The organism is Cupriavidus sp. PB-02 (assembly GCF_058252315.1).
Genome location: NZ_CM177694.1, coordinates 2,481,742 through 2,495,786 on the forward strand (window position 1 = coordinate 2,481,742; position 14,045 = coordinate 2,495,786).

15 protein-coding genes and 2 tRNA genes are annotated in these 14,045 nt (G+C 64.8%); 12 read left to right on the plus strand and 5 right to left on the minus strand.

Annotation, left to right across the window (positions count from 1 at the left end; translation table 11 throughout):
• Window positions 1-130 precede the first annotated feature (130 nt).
• Together AC10V3_RS11620 and AC10V3_RS11625 are read left to right on the plus strand one after the other, a co-directional pair.
• Window positions 131-943, plus strand: coding sequence for a MetQ/NlpA family ABC transporter substrate-binding protein (locus AC10V3_RS11620; protein WP_022535406.1), 813 nt, complete (start codon window positions 131-133; stop codon window positions 941-943).
• Window positions 944-1,058: 115 nt separating this feature from the next.
• Window positions 1,059-1,145: transfer RNA gene (locus tag AC10V3_RS11625), tRNA-Leu, on the plus strand.
• Window positions 1,146-1,209: 64 nt separating this feature from the next.
• On the opposite strand, the gene AC10V3_RS11630 is transcribed toward AC10V3_RS11625, so the two are convergent.
• Window positions 1,210-2,034 carry a substrate-binding domain-containing protein gene (locus AC10V3_RS11630; RefSeq protein WP_022535407.1) on the minus strand — a complete coding sequence of 275 codons (825 nt, stop codon included), beginning with the start codon at window positions 2,032-2,034 and terminating at the stop codon, window positions 1,210-1,212.
• Between the two features lie 120 nt (window positions 2,035-2,154).
• On the opposite strand from AC10V3_RS11630, the gene AC10V3_RS11635 reads away from it, so the two are divergent.
• Window positions 2,155-3,054 carry a LysR family transcriptional regulator gene (locus tag AC10V3_RS11635; protein WP_041681477.1) on the plus strand — a complete coding sequence of 300 codons (900 nt, stop codon included), beginning with the start codon at window positions 2,155-2,157 and terminating at the stop codon, window positions 3,052-3,054.
• 62 nt (window positions 3,055-3,116) lie between these two features.
• Window positions 3,117-3,203: transfer RNA gene (locus tag AC10V3_RS11640), tRNA-Leu, on the plus strand.
• Between the two features lie 62 nt (window positions 3,204-3,265).
• On the opposite strand, the gene AC10V3_RS11645 is transcribed toward AC10V3_RS11640, so the two are convergent.
• On the minus strand, window positions 3,266-3,484 hold the full coding sequence (locus AC10V3_RS11645; RefSeq protein ID WP_022535409.1) for a DUF1484 family protein: 219 nt from the start codon (window positions 3,482-3,484) through the stop codon (window positions 3,266-3,268).
• Between the two features lie 354 nt (window positions 3,485-3,838).
• Between AC10V3_RS11645 and AC10V3_RS11650 the strand changes: the two genes are divergently transcribed.
• The 6 genes from AC10V3_RS11650 (at window position 3,839) to AC10V3_RS11675 (ending at window position 8,993) form a co-directional block, all read left to right on the plus strand.
• Complete coding sequence (locus tag AC10V3_RS11650; RefSeq protein WP_490922239.1) at window positions 3,839-5,389, plus strand: serine hydrolase; 1,551 nt, start codon at window positions 3,839-3,841, stop codon at window positions 5,387-5,389.
• 143 nt (window positions 5,390-5,532) lie between these two features.
• On the plus strand, window positions 5,533-6,408 hold the full coding sequence (locus AC10V3_RS11655; protein ID WP_490922241.1) for a metal-dependent hydrolase: 876 nt from the start codon (window positions 5,533-5,535) through the stop codon (window positions 6,406-6,408).
• A gap of 168 nt (window positions 6,409-6,576) precedes the next feature.
• Window positions 6,577-6,843, plus strand: coding sequence for a PepSY domain-containing protein (locus AC10V3_RS11660; RefSeq protein ID WP_022535412.1), 267 nt, complete (start codon window positions 6,577-6,579; stop codon window positions 6,841-6,843).
• A gap of 25 nt (window positions 6,844-6,868) precedes the next feature.
• Entirely contained in the window at window positions 6,869-7,492 is a 624-nt protein-coding gene (locus tag AC10V3_RS11665; RefSeq protein WP_490922243.1) for a cytochrome b/b6 domain-containing protein, read from the plus strand.
• 320 nt (window positions 7,493-7,812) lie between these two features.
• Window positions 7,813-8,304: a polyhydroxyalkanoate granule-associated phasin gene (locus AC10V3_RS11670; protein WP_022535414.1), complete on the plus strand. Its 492-nt coding sequence runs from the start codon at window positions 7,813-7,815 to the stop codon at window positions 8,302-8,304.
• A 257-nt stretch (window positions 8,305-8,561) separates the two neighbouring features.
• Window positions 8,562-8,993: an HU family DNA-binding protein gene (locus AC10V3_RS11675; protein ID WP_022535415.1), complete on the plus strand. Its 432-nt coding sequence runs from the start codon at window positions 8,562-8,564 to the stop codon at window positions 8,991-8,993.
• 93 nt (window positions 8,994-9,086) lie between these two features.
• On the opposite strand, the gene AC10V3_RS11680 is transcribed toward AC10V3_RS11675, so the two are convergent.
• Both AC10V3_RS11680 and pedF read right to left on the minus strand, forming a co-directional pair.
• The gene (locus AC10V3_RS11680) at window positions 9,087-9,995 is read right to left on the minus strand and encodes a substrate-binding periplasmic protein (protein WP_022535416.1); all 909 of its coding nucleotides are present in this window, start codon (window positions 9,993-9,995) and stop codon (window positions 9,087-9,089) included.
• 85 nt (window positions 9,996-10,080) lie between these two features.
• Window positions 10,081-10,560 (minus strand): cytochrome c-550 PedF, encoded by a 480-nt coding sequence (gene pedF / locus AC10V3_RS11685; RefSeq protein ID WP_022535417.1) that lies wholly within the window; start codon window positions 10,558-10,560, stop codon window positions 10,081-10,083.
• Between the two features lie 287 nt (window positions 10,561-10,847).
• On the opposite strand from pedF, the gene AC10V3_RS11690 reads away from it, so the two are divergent.
• Complete coding sequence (locus tag AC10V3_RS11690) at window positions 10,848-12,845, plus strand: sigma-54-dependent Fis family transcriptional regulator (RefSeq protein WP_022535418.1); 1,998 nt, start codon at window positions 10,848-10,850, stop codon at window positions 12,843-12,845.
• A 64-nt stretch (window positions 12,846-12,909) separates the two neighbouring features.
• On the opposite strand, the gene AC10V3_RS11695 is transcribed toward AC10V3_RS11690, so the two are convergent.
• Window positions 12,910-13,848 carry an alpha/beta fold hydrolase gene (locus AC10V3_RS11695; protein WP_490922246.1) on the minus strand — a complete coding sequence of 313 codons (939 nt, stop codon included), beginning with the start codon at window positions 13,846-13,848 and terminating at the stop codon, window positions 12,910-12,912.
• 83 nt (window positions 13,849-13,931) lie between these two features.
• Here AC10V3_RS11695 and pqqA point away from each other — a divergent pair, with 83 nt between their 5' ends.
• A complete protein-coding gene (gene pqqA, locus AC10V3_RS11700; RefSeq protein WP_012355514.1) occupies window positions 13,932-14,006 on the plus strand; it encodes a pyrroloquinoline quinone precursor peptide PqqA in 75 nt (24 codons plus the stop codon).
• Window positions 14,007-14,045: the final 39 nt, after the last annotated feature.

Sequence of the window (14,045 nt, forward strand, 5' to 3'; positions counted from 1 at the left end):
GCCAGATTCCTTCCCGCTACGCAGTTTTGACGCAATTGCGTTAATCTGTGGCCTAGCCCGGGCAGGCGATCCCTGACCCGGCGCGCGAATGTCTCACTAGCCACATAGCCAAAAAATTTCCAGCACTCTTATGCGCAGCACGTCTCTCTTCAAGCGCCTGGCAGTTGCCGCGTCCGCCATCGGTTTTATCGCCGCTGGCAGCGCCTCGGCCCAGGAACAGACCATCCGCGTCGGCACCGTCAGCGGCCCGGATGCCGAAGTCTGGCAAGTCGTCCAGAAAGTGGCCAAGCGCAACGGCCTGAACGTCAAGGTCGTGGAGTTCAACGACTACGTGCAGCCCAACGCCGCGCTCGACGCCGGTGACCTGGACGCCAACAGCTTCCAGCACCAGCCCTACCTCGATAGCCAGGTCAAGCAGCGCGGCTACAAGATGACCAGCGTGGGCTACACCTATATCTCGCCGCTGGGCATCTATTCGAAGAACCTGAAGTCGGCAAAGGACCTGCCGCAAGGCGCCAAGGTCGCGGTGCCCAACGACCCGTCCAACGAGAACCGCGCCCTGCTGCTGCTCCAGTCGCAAGGCGTGATCAAGCTCAAGGCCGGCACCGGCACCAACGGTGCCAACGCCACCCCGCTGGACGTGGCCGAGAACCCAAGGAAGCTGAAGATCGTGGAACTGGACGCCGCCCAGCTTGCGCGCGCCCTGCCCGACGTCAGCGCCGCCGTCATCAACACCAACTACGCGCTCGCCGCCGGCCTGCAGCCGACCAAGGACGCCATCGGCCTGGAAGACCTGCGCAGCCCGTACGCCAACATCATCGTCGTGCGCACGCAGGACAAGGACAAGCCGTGGGTCAAGAAGCTGGTCGCCGCGTACCAGTCGGAAGACGTGCGCCAGTTCATGAAGGCCCAGTTCAAGGGCGCTATGGTGCCGTCGTTCTGATCGACGCCGGTACTGCCGGATTGCAGAGGATCGTGTTCCGGCAAGAATTCCTGCGTAAGCCCGCCAGAAGCGCTTGCAAATTCCGCCGCCTTCTGTAGAATGCGGCGCTCACCTTGCCCAGGTGGCGGAATTGGTAGACGCACTAGGTTCAGGTCCTAGCGGTGGCAACACTGTGGAGGTTCGAGTCCTCTCCTGGGCACCACGGTTTCATCGAGAAGCCCGCACGGAAGTGCGGGCTTTTTGTTTTTGCGGCAGCCCAGACAGGCTTACTGCTTCGAAGCCTGTCCGAGCGCAGGAGGCGCCGGTGGCGGCAGAGGCGTGGCGACCGGCTCCAACCCCGTTATTCGTACGATCGAGGCCGCCGCGGGGGACGCAAGGAACCGGACAAAGCGCGCAGCTGCCGCGGACTGCTTGCCCGCGACCATGCCGGCAGAGAAGAAGACCGATTGCTGCAACTCGGCCGGCAATGGCCCGACAAAATCCAGCTCCTTGAATGGCAGCAACTCGCTGACCTGCTGGAAGCCGATTTCCGCATCGCCGCGCGCCACTACGGCGCCGACACGCTCGCTGTAGATCTTGTGCGCCTTGTCCTTGATCTGGTCCGCGACGCCGAGCCGGCTGAACAATTCATTGGAAAGGTAGGTCCCGCTGGCACTGGCGGAATACGCAATCGATTTTGCGTTGAGCAAGGTCTGCCTCAGGCCTTCCACTGTGCTGATATCGGGCCTGGGCGTGCCTTTGCGGACCGACATGCCGATCAGCGACCGGGCCAGGTCCACCCTGCTCCCGGCCGCCACCTTCCCTTCGGATACCAGCTTCTCAAGGCCAGAGTCCGCAAGGATCACCACATCGAAAGTCTCGCCGCGAGCCAGCCGACTGGGAATGGAATCCGGCGCGTTACCCATCGACGCGCCATAGGCGGTGATGATCCGGTCCTGCGTCGCGGCTTCGTACAGCGGCACCAGTTGCTGGTACGCCGCCGTGAAGCCGCCCGAGGTAATGACGCGGATATCGTCTGCCCAGACCGGCCCCGCCAGCCATAGCAGGAAAACAAGCGAGGCCTTGCTGGCGGCCATGGCGGTCAGCTTCATAACGTCTCCATGTTGATTTATGCGGCCCGCCGACACATCCCAGACGCGGGAGCGGCGAGCATTGCAAGGGTATTCGGGCGCGACTATTCTGTGAATTGCAATGTTCTGATGATTTCATGCATGTCGCGCATTAATTTCGCCCTTGAGGATTTGCAGGCCTTTGTCGCCACTGCGGAAATGGGCAGTTTCCGGATCGCTGCCGAGACGCTGCATATCTCGCAGCCAGCGCTCAGCCGGAGAATCGACAAGCTGGAAAAGACGCTCGGCTCGCGCTTGCTGGAGCGGACCACCCGGCGCGTGGAACCGACCCACATCGGCAGGCAGTTCCTGGAGGAGGCCCGGGCTGCGCTGGACATTCTCGATGGCGCCGTGTTCCGGCTTGGTGACGAGGCCGCGCTCCGGCGCGGGCTGGTAACGGTGGCGGCGATACCGTCGGCTGCGGTGCACCTGCTGCCCGATGCCATCAGCGTATTCGCAGGTCGTCATCCGGGTGTACGCGTCCGCGTGATTGATGAAAGTGCAAACGCCGCACTGGCCAGCGTCCTGTCCGGAGAATCGGATTTTGGCCTCAACTTCATGGGCGCCCAGGAACCCAATATCGAATTCCTCACGGTCCGTACCGAGCCTTATTTGCTGGCGTTGCGACGTGACCACGCCTGGGCCGGACGCAAGTCTGTCGCATGGGAGGAGTTGGCCGGGCAGCGGATGGCCGGCGTCTCGAAGCAAAGCGGCAATCGCGCCCTGATTGAAAATGCCATCGCGCATCTTGAACGGCGTCCGACCATTTTTTACGAGGCCAACCACGTGGTCGGCGTATTGGCACTGGTTGAAGCCGGCCTCGGCATGGCAGTGCTGCCGGGCCTGGCGTTGCCGCCGGATCATCCGAGATTGTGCGCCATCCCGCTGGTTGAACCGACCGTGGACCGGGTGCTGGCGTTGATACGCCGTCGCGACCGGGCGCTGCAGCCTGCGGCTAAGGCGCTGTTTGAAATCCTTGCCACTGAAATGCCCGAGGCGTGACTGGTGGAAGCACCGCGCACTTGCAAAATCTGTCGCGCCCTGTAGAATGCGGCGCTCACCTTGCCCAGGTGGCGGAATTGGTAGACGCACTAGGTTCAGGTCCTAGCGGTGGCAACACTGTGGAGGTTCGAGTCCTCTCCTGGGCACCAAGGTTTTTGAAGCGAGAAGCCCGCACGGAAGTGCGGGCTTTTTGTTTTGCACCATCGGACTCTTAATCCGCAGGGCAAAGCTCGGACGTTGCCTGGTCCAACTGCGATTTGACCATCAACAGCAGGCAATGGACGTCATGGGTCGGCTCCGACCGTTCGCTCTCTTTTTCCAACAACGACAAAATAGCGCTCAACCCGGCGCTGACTCGCTCCAGGGATTCCACCGTTCCGGCCGGGACGATATTCAGGACGTCTGTGGTGTCATAGCTGCGCGTTTGCATAGCGTTTTTGCTCCGACTAGAGAAAACCCGCTAGCCCAATCGAAATCGAAGGGTGGCGGGCCTGACGACGGGGGTGACAATACCGGTGCAATAGCGGAGGAAACCGGCCAGCCATGCGGCTGCCCCGCCCGGCCCGCCGTGGAAACAGCTTGCTCGTGCGATTTTTTTTGCCTGATCCGCTACTGCGCTTGCGAGTTGTCACACCCGCTCACCGAGCCCCTCGGTGAGGCATGCAGTCTCTCGCTCCGGCAACGCAGCGTCGATAAGACCCTTCGCATTCGCCTCCCTCCGCCCTCATCGCCTACAGTAGTTCTATCCATGGGCGCGGCCGCGCCGCCTGTCGGGAGAACTGCCGTGGGCAAACTGCAAGAGCGTCGCCGATTCCTGCAAGCCGCGCTGGGCGGCCTGCTCTTCCCTGCCCTGCCCGCCTGCGGCGGCGATGACGCTGCGCCCACCCAGCCGCCCGATGCCATACCCGAATCCCAGATCACCGGGGCCATCGCCGAGCTCGACACGCTGGCCGCCAAACTGATGGCAAGCTCCAGCTTGCCCGGCATGGCCGTGGCCGTGGTACGCGGCGATCAAACCGTTTATGCCAAAGGCTTCGGCCGCCGGCTGGTCACCGATTCCGCGCCCGTCGACGCCGACACAGTGTTCCAGCTCGCCTCCGTCTCCAAGCCCATTGGCGCGACCGTGGTGGCGCGCCAGGTCGGCGGCGGCGGCATCAGCTGGGACACGCCGGTGCAGCAGCACCTGCCCTGGTTCGCCTTGTCCGAAGCGGAGGTCACCGAGGCCGTCACCATCGGCGACATGTACGCCCACCGCTCCGGCCTGCCCGACCACGCCGGGGACCGGCTCGAAGACATGGGCTACGACCGCCGCCAGGTGCTGACACGCCTGCGCTATCTGCCGCTCCATCCATTCCGCGCGGTCTACGACTACACCAACTTCGGCATGACGGCCGCGGCCGAGGCGGTGGCCACCGCCGCGGGCATCGACTGGGCGACACTGTCGGAACAGGCCATCTACCGGCCACTGGGCATGACCCGCACCAGTTCGCGCTACGCCGACTTCGCCGCGCGCGACAACCATGCCCTCGGCCACGTGCAGATCAACGGCAGCTGGGTGCAAGGCATGGGCTCCATGCCGGATGCGCAGTCGCCCGCGGGCGGTGTCAGCTCCTCCGTCAACGACATGGCCAAATGGCTGGCCATGCTGCTGGGCAACGGCGAATTCGCCGGCCGGCGCATCGTCGACGCCGCCGCGCTGGCGCCCGCCCTGACCCCGCAGATGCAAAGCAACCCGCCCGCCAACGGCCGCCCCGCCGGCCACTACGGCTATGGCTTCAATATCGGCACGACCGAACTCGGGCTGACTTCGCTCAACCACTCTGGCGCGTTCGTGGTGGGCGCGGCCACCAACTTCACCGCGGTGCCCTCGCTGGACCTGGCCATCGTGACACTGACCAACGGCTACCCCATCGGCATCCCCGAAACGCTCAACGCGCAGTTTTTCGACCTCGTGCAATACGGCGCCATCCGCCGCGACTGGGGCAAGATCTTCGCCGACGCCTTCGCGCCGCTGCTCGCACCGGAAGGCCGCCTGGTCGGCCAGCCAATCCCCGCCAACCCGCTGCCGCCGCGCGCCCTGTCGGCGTACACCGGCACCTACCAGAACGACTACTACGGCCCGCTGCAGGTGACCGACCAGGGTGGCACGCTGGTGATGACGCTCGGCGCGAAGCCGCTGACCCTGCCCCTGACCCATTGGGACGGAGATGTCTTTACTTTCACGCTCCACAATGAGAACGCGACCCTGGGCACGATCTCGCGGGCGGCATTCTCCAGCGAACGGGTGTGGCTGGAGTATTACGATCACGAAGGGCTTGGGGTGTTTGTGCGATGAGGCGAAGCGATTGATTTCACCCTGGCGCCCGCGGGTAGTGCCGAGTTGACACTGCTGGGACCCCTGCCGATACTGCACCTCGCCCCCTGCCCCCGTTGGGCTGGCACGGTTTGAGAGGTGACTCAGCTACCGGAAGGAAGACCATGATCAGACTCCGCTCAGTAGTACTCACCGCCGCCGTTGCCACGCTCGCCGCCTGCGGCACGCCGCCCCCGACGCCAACCGCGGTCACCCAGGCGCCCGGGCCCGCCACGCGTTCCGCCGCTGGCAAGACTGAAGTCCTGTGGCTCGGCCAGGCCGCCATCCGGATCACCACGCCCGGCGGCAAGGTCATCGCCATCGATCCGTGGCTGACCACCAATCCCAAGACGCCCGCCGGCTTCAAGCAACTGCAGGCACTGGGCAAGGTCGACCTCATCCTCGTTACACACGCCCACAACGACCACCTCGGCGACGCGCCCGCGCTGGCCCAGCTGAACAACGCTCCGATCTACAACGGCGGCGGCATGGGCCAGGCGCTCATCAGCCTGGGCATGGTGCCCGCGGCGCTGGTCCAGCGCTTCGGCAAGACCGGCACGGTGATGCCCTTCGGTCCGACCGGTCCCAAGATCACCGCGGTGCATGCCGAGCATTCCTCCGAACTGGTGCTGAAGAACCCCACCACCGGCAAGGACGAAACCCACTACGGCGGTGAGCCCGTGGGCTACATCATCGAGATGGAAAACGGATTCAGGATCTGGCACATGGGCGATACGGGGCTGTTCGGCGACATGCGATTGATCGGCGACCTCTACAAGCCTGACTTGGTGCTCATCCCCATCGGCGGGCACTTTACGATGGGGCCGCAGGATGCCGCGATCGCAGTGCGGGACATGATCCGGCCGAGGTTTGCGATTCCGATCCACTATCAGACGTCGCCGCAGTTGCAGGGGACACCGGCGGAGTTTACGGCGGCGCTGCGTAGCGGCGCGGCGACGCGAGTAATCGTGCCGCAGCCGGGGGAGAAGGTGGATTTCTGATTCAGGTGTGACGGCGCTGGCAAGCGCTGACGCAACTGCCCTCGGTCAGAAGTGATAGCTGAGGACGTTGTTGGCCTTCGCGACCAGCGGGCCAGTAGTGCTGCCGCTGATTGCGAATCATTTTCGCGTGCACTATGCTGAATCCTCCCACCGTAGCGGAGACTTTTCATGCTTAGAATTGGCGCGCTGATGGCAATGATCCTGGTGTCCGGTTCCGCGCTGGCCAGCGCGAAATGTCCCGCGCATCCCAAAAGCGAATGGATGAAGGAAAGCGACGCCCGCGCAAAGATTGAAGCGCAGGGCTACAACATCAAGAAGTTTAAGGTAGATGGAAATTGCTACGAGATCTACGGCACGACCAAGGATGGAAAGAAGGCGGAGATCTACTTCGATACCAAGACACTGGATGTGGTAAAGGCGGAAATAGAGAAGTAACGTCGCACCTTCCTGTAGCCCCGCCGTGAAGCCGCCGCGCCCGACCATCCTGGTCTGGGATCCCGTCGTCCGTATCACGCACTGGAGCGTGGCGGTACTGGTGCTGTGGGACCTGTACGAGGATTCCGGCGGGCCGCTGCACCGCAATCTTGGCTACGCGGCCGCGTGCCTGGTGCTTATTCGCGTGGCCTGGGGCATGGTGGGCAACGGCGCAGGGAATTTCCGCGAATGGGTTCCCGGCCGCGCAGGCGTTGTCGCGTACGTCAAAGCCGCTGTTGCCGGGCATCCGCCCCGCTACCTTGGCCACAATCCACTGGGCGCGATGATGATGCTGGCGCTGTGGATCCTCATCCTCTCACTGGCGGCCACAGGCTGGATATCGCGGCTGGAAAGGTTCTGGGGTGAAGACTTGCCCAAGGACGTCCATGCCATCCTTGCATACGTGCTGCTGGCGCTGGTATGCGTCCACATTGGCGCCGCGATTCTCATGAGCCGGCTGCACAAGGAAAACCTGATCCTGGCCATGGTGACCGGCAGGAAGCCTGCGGGGGATCAAGGCAACCTATCCCCACAGGACGAATCCGCACGCCCATCGGGCTCAGCCGCGATCCCGAACTCCCCTGCTGTGTCGCCGGACCGCCACCCGTAGTCTTTCCACGAACTGCTGCATGGTATCCGACGGATGGCACGCAGGATAAGCGGCTGCTCTGCCACTTTTCCATCCCAACACGAAAGATATGTTGCAGTGCAACATATATGCACTTATCCTTGAGCATACGTTGGATCCGCGAGAAACAAAGCCTGCCCAGACGCCCTCATGAATACGAGTGCGCCCCCGTGCTTGTTGCGGCCTGACCTGTTCAGTTGTCGGCAAGCTGGGCCTCTACCCGACAACTCTTCGAACGCAGAGCCCCACGATCCTTACCCTCTTCCACTGTCCGTATCAAACGGACACCCAAGGAAAACACCTTGCCTTCCTCCGCTATCTCCCAGCCCGTCATTGACGTTTCCACAAATTGGTCGCGCCTCTTTAGTGAAATGTGCGAATTGCTCCAGGCGACGATCCATGTCGTCACCGTTCGCACGACGCGCATGGCGATAGCGGGTCCGTCGCCTGATGAGCAGGACCGGCACGAATTCAGCCTCATGAGTGTTGAAAAGGGGGAAGCCGCATCCGAATCGCTCCTTGCGATGCAATCGGGATTGATAAATCTGACCCTGGGGCTCGCAAAGGACACCAGCGATCATCTCTGGGCTACATCGGCTGCAGCCACGACGCTGGCGTCGAGTGGTTCGGCCGCGCAATGGTTCGAACGCCAGACCGAACTCTTGAGGTTGGCAACTGACTTCCCCGCCAGTCCCCTGCAATTGGTCAGTTCGGCGACATCCCTGATGCAGGAGATCCTCGCGCCGATTCACGGCCGTGCCACGGCAAATGCGCGACGCTTGGGCGCGGCATGAACGCCATCGCTGGCGGTGCTCGTCGCACCTGCTGAAGTTCAGCTTTTTCGGGCCGTAGCCAGATGCCTGGGCCGGCAAGCCACCGTACCTGCGACCGCATCGCGGCCACTATCCCGGCCGAGACGTTGCAAAAGCGCACCAGCCGGTGAGCGGCAGTGCTTTCCAGCCCTTGCATGCGCGGCAGCTTTTGCTATCCTTCGCCGGTGCGCTGCAACTGACTCCAGCCTGCAGGCGCGCATTTCCAACCAGACACGACTATGGCCACGAAAGCAAAACCTGTAGCAAAGACTGCCACGAAGACCGCTGCGAAGAAGGCTGCTCCGGCGAAGAACGCCGCTCCGGCCAAGAAGGCTGCCGCGCCTGCCCCGGTCGCCAAGCCGCTGAAGGACACGTTCACCAAGTCGAGCCTGCTGGCACACCTTGTCGCCCAGACCGAACTGGACAAGAAGACCGTGCAGACTGTGCTTACCCAGCTTGAAAACACCATGGTGAGCGCGATTCACAAGAAGGGCGCGGGTGAATTCACGCTGCCGGGTCTGTTCAAGGTGTCGGCCATTCAAGTGCCGGCCACGAAGAAGCGCTTTGGGAAGAACCCCTTCACCGGCGAAGATCAATGGTTTGCCGCAAAGCCGGCCAGTGTGAAGGTGAAGGTGCGTCCGATGAAGAAACTGAAGGACGCCGCCCTGTAATCGCGTCCGGCCACCGGCTGTCCCGAAAGAAAAGCCCCGGAATCTCGCGATTCCGGGGCTTTTTTATGGCTGCGACTACAGGTCGCAGCCGCCTCACGGCTCCTGCATCGTCACCCCATATCGCGCAAAGATCCGCTCCAGCTCGCCCTTCTTGCGCAGCGCGTCCAGCGCATTCTCCAGCGATTCCGCCAGGTCCTTCTGGCCGGCCTTGATGGCCATGCCCACGGCCCAGCCGCGCGGCGGCAGCAGCGGCGAGCTGATATCCGCCGTGGCAAAACGGGCGGCGGACTGATCGGCGCCCTTGAGTGCGCTTTCGTATTGCGCGCGCGTCACCATCGCCGCGGCGATATCACCGGCGAACAGCGCGCGCAGCGCGTCCTCGGCTTCGGGGTAGATCCTGACCTTGTTGCGCAAGGCGCCGCCCGCGCCGGCCAGCAGCGCATTGGCGCCGGCTGAGCCGGCGGCTGCGCCGGTCGGCTGCCCGGCCAGGTCTGCCAGGTTGCGGACGGCCGGCAGGCGCTGGCGGTCCAGCACCAGCACGAAGGTCTCGCGGTAATAGGGCGCGAAGATCAGCGCCTTGTCGTTCTCGCGCATGAAGGCCCGGTCGACCGGTACGTGCAGCATCACGTCCGCCGGCCCATAGCCAAGGTAATGGCCGCGCCAGACCATGGCGCGCAGGTCGTCCGACATGTTTTCATCGGCGTCGAACGGCAACAGCGACACGGACAAACCCAGCTCCTTGCCCAATGCCCTGGCCAGCGCCACGTCGATGCCCGCGTACTGGCTGCCCGCCGCCGCGGAGAATGGCGGCAAGCCTTTGTAGACCGCAACTTTCAGGGTGCCGCTCTGGCGGATCCGGTCCAGGTCTGCCATGGCAGGCTGCATGCCGAGCAGTGCGATCGCAGCCAGCAACGCGCCGCACAGCCAGCGCACGGCATTGGCCGCAGACGCCGGCGGTTGGATCACGGAACGCCTCGGGCCACAGGCAGGGCTGGCAGGCATGGGGGTCTCCTCGGGTTTTCATTGGGCCCCGCCGCTGCGGGGCCGGAAGCAGGACGATGGCAAAGGATGCTGACGTGCCCTCCCCTCACTCCCGCCGCGATTCCAGGTAGGTCTTGATCGCCCACACCGCTTCCTGGCTCAGCACGCCGTCAAATGGCGGCATATACACGCGCCCGTCGCGCGTGCGGCCCTTGCGCACGGTGGTGGTGTAGAACTGCGAGATCTCGCTCATGCACGCCTGCTTCTTCTTGGCATCGGCCAGCGAGGTGCAGTCGCTGTCGAGCTTGCGCAGGTCCGGCGCGATCCCGCCCGACACCGCTTCCAGGCCGTGGCAGCGCGCGCAGTTCTGGTTGTAGGCCGAGCTGCCGATGCGCATGGCTTCATCGTGCGCCGCGCCGGTCCGGTAGGGATTGTCCGGACGCCATTCGTCGCCAAGCGGCGGCAGCGCCTTGGTATCGACGGCTTGTGGCGTGACGTCGCCGTGGGCCAGCACGGTCCCGGCCGGGACGAGCGTCAGGGTTGCGCAAAGCGAGAGCAAGGCAAGCAGGCGGCGCTGCGGTTTCATGGATGTCTCCTACGGTGAATGGGTTTTGCTCTGTTGTTTGCCTCCCTTTCCGCAAGAGCCATACCAGCGGGACGGCAACGACACGCGCCTGGTTTTCACGGGCCTGGCGGGGCCTGCGCCGGCATGTGCAACGCAGCATCGGCTGCCCGTGTCCCGGAATGCCACACTCTGGCAAGCGTTTTGCTTCATGACGCAACACTGTCGACCAAGCCCCCGGTAAAGGCGGCGAAGGCGCCGACAGCGACCCGCGCAAAGATCGCGGGCGATTTTCCACAGGAGACACAGAGATGACCTTGCAAGCGGAACCTGTCCGCCCACAGACAGCTGGCGCGGCCCAGCCTGAACGCGCCGACCTGATTGCCCAGGCCCACCAGCGCTCCGCCTCCTACGGCCTGCGTCCCTACGAATCGCCGGACTTCTGTCCGGTACTGCAAAGCGAGCTCAAAACGCGGATCGAGCGCAGCCAGTCCCTGTTCACCTACGCGCTGCCGGTGATGGAAACGCTCTACGACCAGATCGTGAACACGCAGAGCATGGTCATCCTGACGGACGCCGACGGGCTGATCCTGCACTCAATGGGCGACGACGACTTCCTCGCCCGGGCCGACAAGGTGGCGCTGCGCCCGGGCGCGGACTGGTCGGAAGAACGCCGCGGCACCAACGCCATCGGCACGGCCCTGGCCGAGGACCGCGCCACCCTGGTACACGGCGCCGACCACTTCCTGGAGGCCAACCAGTTCCTGACGTGCTCGTGCATGACCATCCTCGATCCCTATGGCAAGACCGTCGGGGCCCTAGATGTAACCGGCGACCAGCGCGGTTTCCACAAGCACACCATGGCGCTGGTACGGATGTCGGCACAGATGATCGAGAACCAGCTCTTCGGCAACGCCTTCCGCGACATGGTCTGCATCCGCTTCCATTCGCGCGCGGAGTTCCTGGGCACGCTGGTGGAGGGCATCGTCTCGTTCACGCCCGGCGGCCGCTTCCTGTCGGCCAACCGCAGCGGGCAGTTCCAGCTTGGCCTGTCCAACGGCGCGCTGCAGGCGCACACGTTTTCCTCGCTGTTCGGCCTGTCGATGTCGCAGCTGTTCGATGCCGTGCGCGCCGGGCAGGCCGGCATGGTGCAGCTGCAGTTGCCGAGCGGCGTCAAGGTCAGCGCGCGGGTCGAGTCGAAAGCCTCGCCAGCCGGGGTGTCCACCGGCGGCGCGTATGCCGTCCACGCAGGCGCCGGGGACACGGCCATCGTGCCACGCAGCCTGTGCGCCGAGCCGGCACGGCCGGCGGGGCTGGACGACCTGGACACCGGCGATGCCCAGATCCGGGCGGTCATCACCAAGCTGCGCAAGGTGATCGGCAAGGACATTCCGGTGATGGTGCTGGGCGAAACCGGCACCGGCAAGGAACTGATGGCGCGCGCCATCCATGCCGACAGCCCGCGCCACGCCGGGCCGTTTATCGCCGTGAACTGCGCTTCGATCCCCGAGAACCTGATCGAGTCGGAGCTGTTCGGCTACGAGGAAGGTGCCTTCACCGGCGCCCGCAAGAAGGGCGGCATCGGCAAGATGCTGCTGGCCAACGGCGGCACGCTGTTCCTGGACGAGATCGGCGACATGCCGCTGCACCTGCAGGGCCGGCTGCTGCGCGCGCTACAGGAACGCGCGGTATCGCCGCTGGGCAGCAGCAAGGTGATCCATATCGACGTGTCGCTGGTCTGCGCCACCAATCGCAACCTGCGCGAGCTGGTGGCCAACGGCCAGTTCCGGGAAGACCTGTACTACCGCCTCAACGGGCTGGTGGTGCGGCTGCCGGCGTTGCGCGAGCGCAGCGATCTCGACGTGGTGGCAAACAAGCTGCTGCGCCTGGGCCAGGCGGAAAGCCACGCCACAAGCGAACCGCCCCGCATCGCCGCCGAGGTCATGGAGCTGTTCCGCCGCTACCACTGGCCGGGCAATATCCGCCAGCTCTGCAACCTGTTGCGTACGGCGCGGCTGATGGCCGAAGGCGAGGCCGAAATCACCCAGGACCATTTGCCCGACGATTTCCTGGACGACCTGCGCGAGCGGCAAGGGACGGCTGCCGTGCCTGTGAGCCAGCTACTGCCAGGCGCGCAACCAGGCGCCCTGCCGGCGCGGCTGGCCGATGTCGAGGCAATGGCCATCGTCGCCACGGTGAAGGCGCACAACGGCAATATCTCGGCGGCGGCCAAGGCGCTGGGCATCTCGCGCAACACGGTCTACCGGAAGATGGAAGAGGCGCGCGGGCTGCCGCACCAGGCGGGCTGATCTTCGCAGCCATCCGCAGCCCCGGCGAGCATCGCATCGGGAAAGCCACGCCGGGCCAGCGCTGTCACCGCTGCCAGCCGGCTGCGCGGATGGCAGCCGCCAGGGCATCGCCCATGACGCCACTGGCAAGGTGCCCGCCGGCCACCCATTCCAGTCGGGCGCCCGGCATGGCCGCCTGCAGGCGCAGTGCATTGGCGGGACGGCACACCGCATCGGCACGGCCATGCAGCACCGTTACTGGCAGGCCTCGCGCGGCGATCCTGCGCGCCGCCTTCAGCAAGGCGGGCTTGCCCAGCCCGGCCCGGTTGCGCAGGTAATGCGCCTGAATGCGGTACTTGTTCACCGTCGCGTCCCGCTCGCGCCGGGACTGGCGGCGGCAACGCAGCCGGGGCGACAGGCCTAGCAGCGCCTGTTCGCTGACTCGCCATGCCGCGGCAGTGTCCCGTTTTTGAACAGTCGTACCACTTTGCAACAGCCGTGACACAGTGAGCAGCCGGGCGCGCGGATCGGGCAGGCGTTCGCCCTGCGGCTTGACGCATTGCAGCATCCGGCGCCCTCCATGGCGCGGCGCGAACAACGCGAACACGTCGTCACGCCCGGTCAGGAAGGTGCCACGCAGCACCAGCGCCGCCACGGCGTCCGGGCATCGCGCCGCATACGCCAGTGCGAGCGCCGCGCCCCACGATCCGCCCACCACCCCCCATCGTTCGATTCCCAGGGTCCGGCGCAACTGTTCGAGGTCGGCCAGCAGCGCGCCCACGCTATTGCGGCGCAGGCCACCTGCCGGCGTGGATCGCCCCGCGCCGCGCTGGTCCGGCATCACCACGCGATGCCGTTCATGGTCGAACCATCCCGCCATCGCGTCAGTGCAGCCGCTACCAGGCCCGCCATGCAGGACGAGCCATGGCTCGCCATCCGCGGGGCCGACCAGTCGTACATGGATGCGCTGCGCGTCCGGCGTACGCAGGCAAAAACGGGCCGATGTCATGGGTGCGTCGGGCATGGATGTTGCCTTGTCAGCGAGGCGGCAGCCGCGCTGCCGTACCAGGACGATATTCACTAACCATGCCACCCAAGGAGACAGACATGACATGGACCACGCCCGCCTACACCGAGCTGCGGCTTGGCTTTGAAATCACGATGTACATCGCCAACCGTTGAGCGTGCGTGCGGTCGGGCAGGCGCAATGCCCGTCTTGCT

Bases quoted from the DNA above. Each gene is read 5' to 3' on its own strand.
- AC10V3_RS11695 (WP_490922246.1), bottom strand. From the start codon at position 13,848: ATGCCCGACGCACCCATGACATCGGCCCGTTTTTGCCTGCGTACGCCG.
- AC10V3_RS11645 (WP_022535409.1), bottom strand. From the start codon at position 3,484: ATGCAAACGCGCAGCTATGACACCACAGACGTCCTGAATATCGTCCCG.
- AC10V3_RS11655 (WP_490922241.1), top strand. From the start codon at position 5,533: ATGATCAGACTCCGCTCAGTAGTACTCACCGCCGCCGTTGCCACGCTC.
- AC10V3_RS11635 (WP_041681477.1), top strand. From the start codon at position 2,155: ATGTCGCGCATTAATTTCGCCCTTGAGGATTTGCAGGCCTTTGTCGCC.
- AC10V3_RS11680 (WP_022535416.1), bottom strand. From the start codon at position 9,995: ATGCCTGCCAGCCCTGCCTGTGGCCCGAGGCGTTCCGTGATCCAACCG.
- AC10V3_RS11620 (WP_022535406.1), top strand. From the start codon at position 131: ATGCGCAGCACGTCTCTCTTCAAGCGCCTGGCAGTTGCCGCGTCCGCC.
- AC10V3_RS11690 (WP_022535418.1), top strand. From the start codon at position 10,848: ATGACCTTGCAAGCGGAACCTGTCCGCCCACAGACAGCTGGCGCGGCC.
- AC10V3_RS11660 (WP_022535412.1), top strand. From the start codon at position 6,577: ATGCTTAGAATTGGCGCGCTGATGGCAATGATCCTGGTGTCCGGTTCC.
- AC10V3_RS11630 (WP_022535407.1), bottom strand. From the start codon at position 2,034: ATGAAGCTGACCGCCATGGCCGCCAGCAAGGCCTCGCTTGTTTTCCTG.
- pedF (WP_022535417.1), bottom strand. From the start codon at position 10,560: ATGAAACCGCAGCGCCGCCTGCTTGCCTTGCTCTCGCTTTGCGCAACC.
- AC10V3_RS11675 (WP_022535415.1), top strand. From the start codon at position 8,562: ATGGCCACGAAAGCAAAACCTGTAGCAAAGACTGCCACGAAGACCGCT.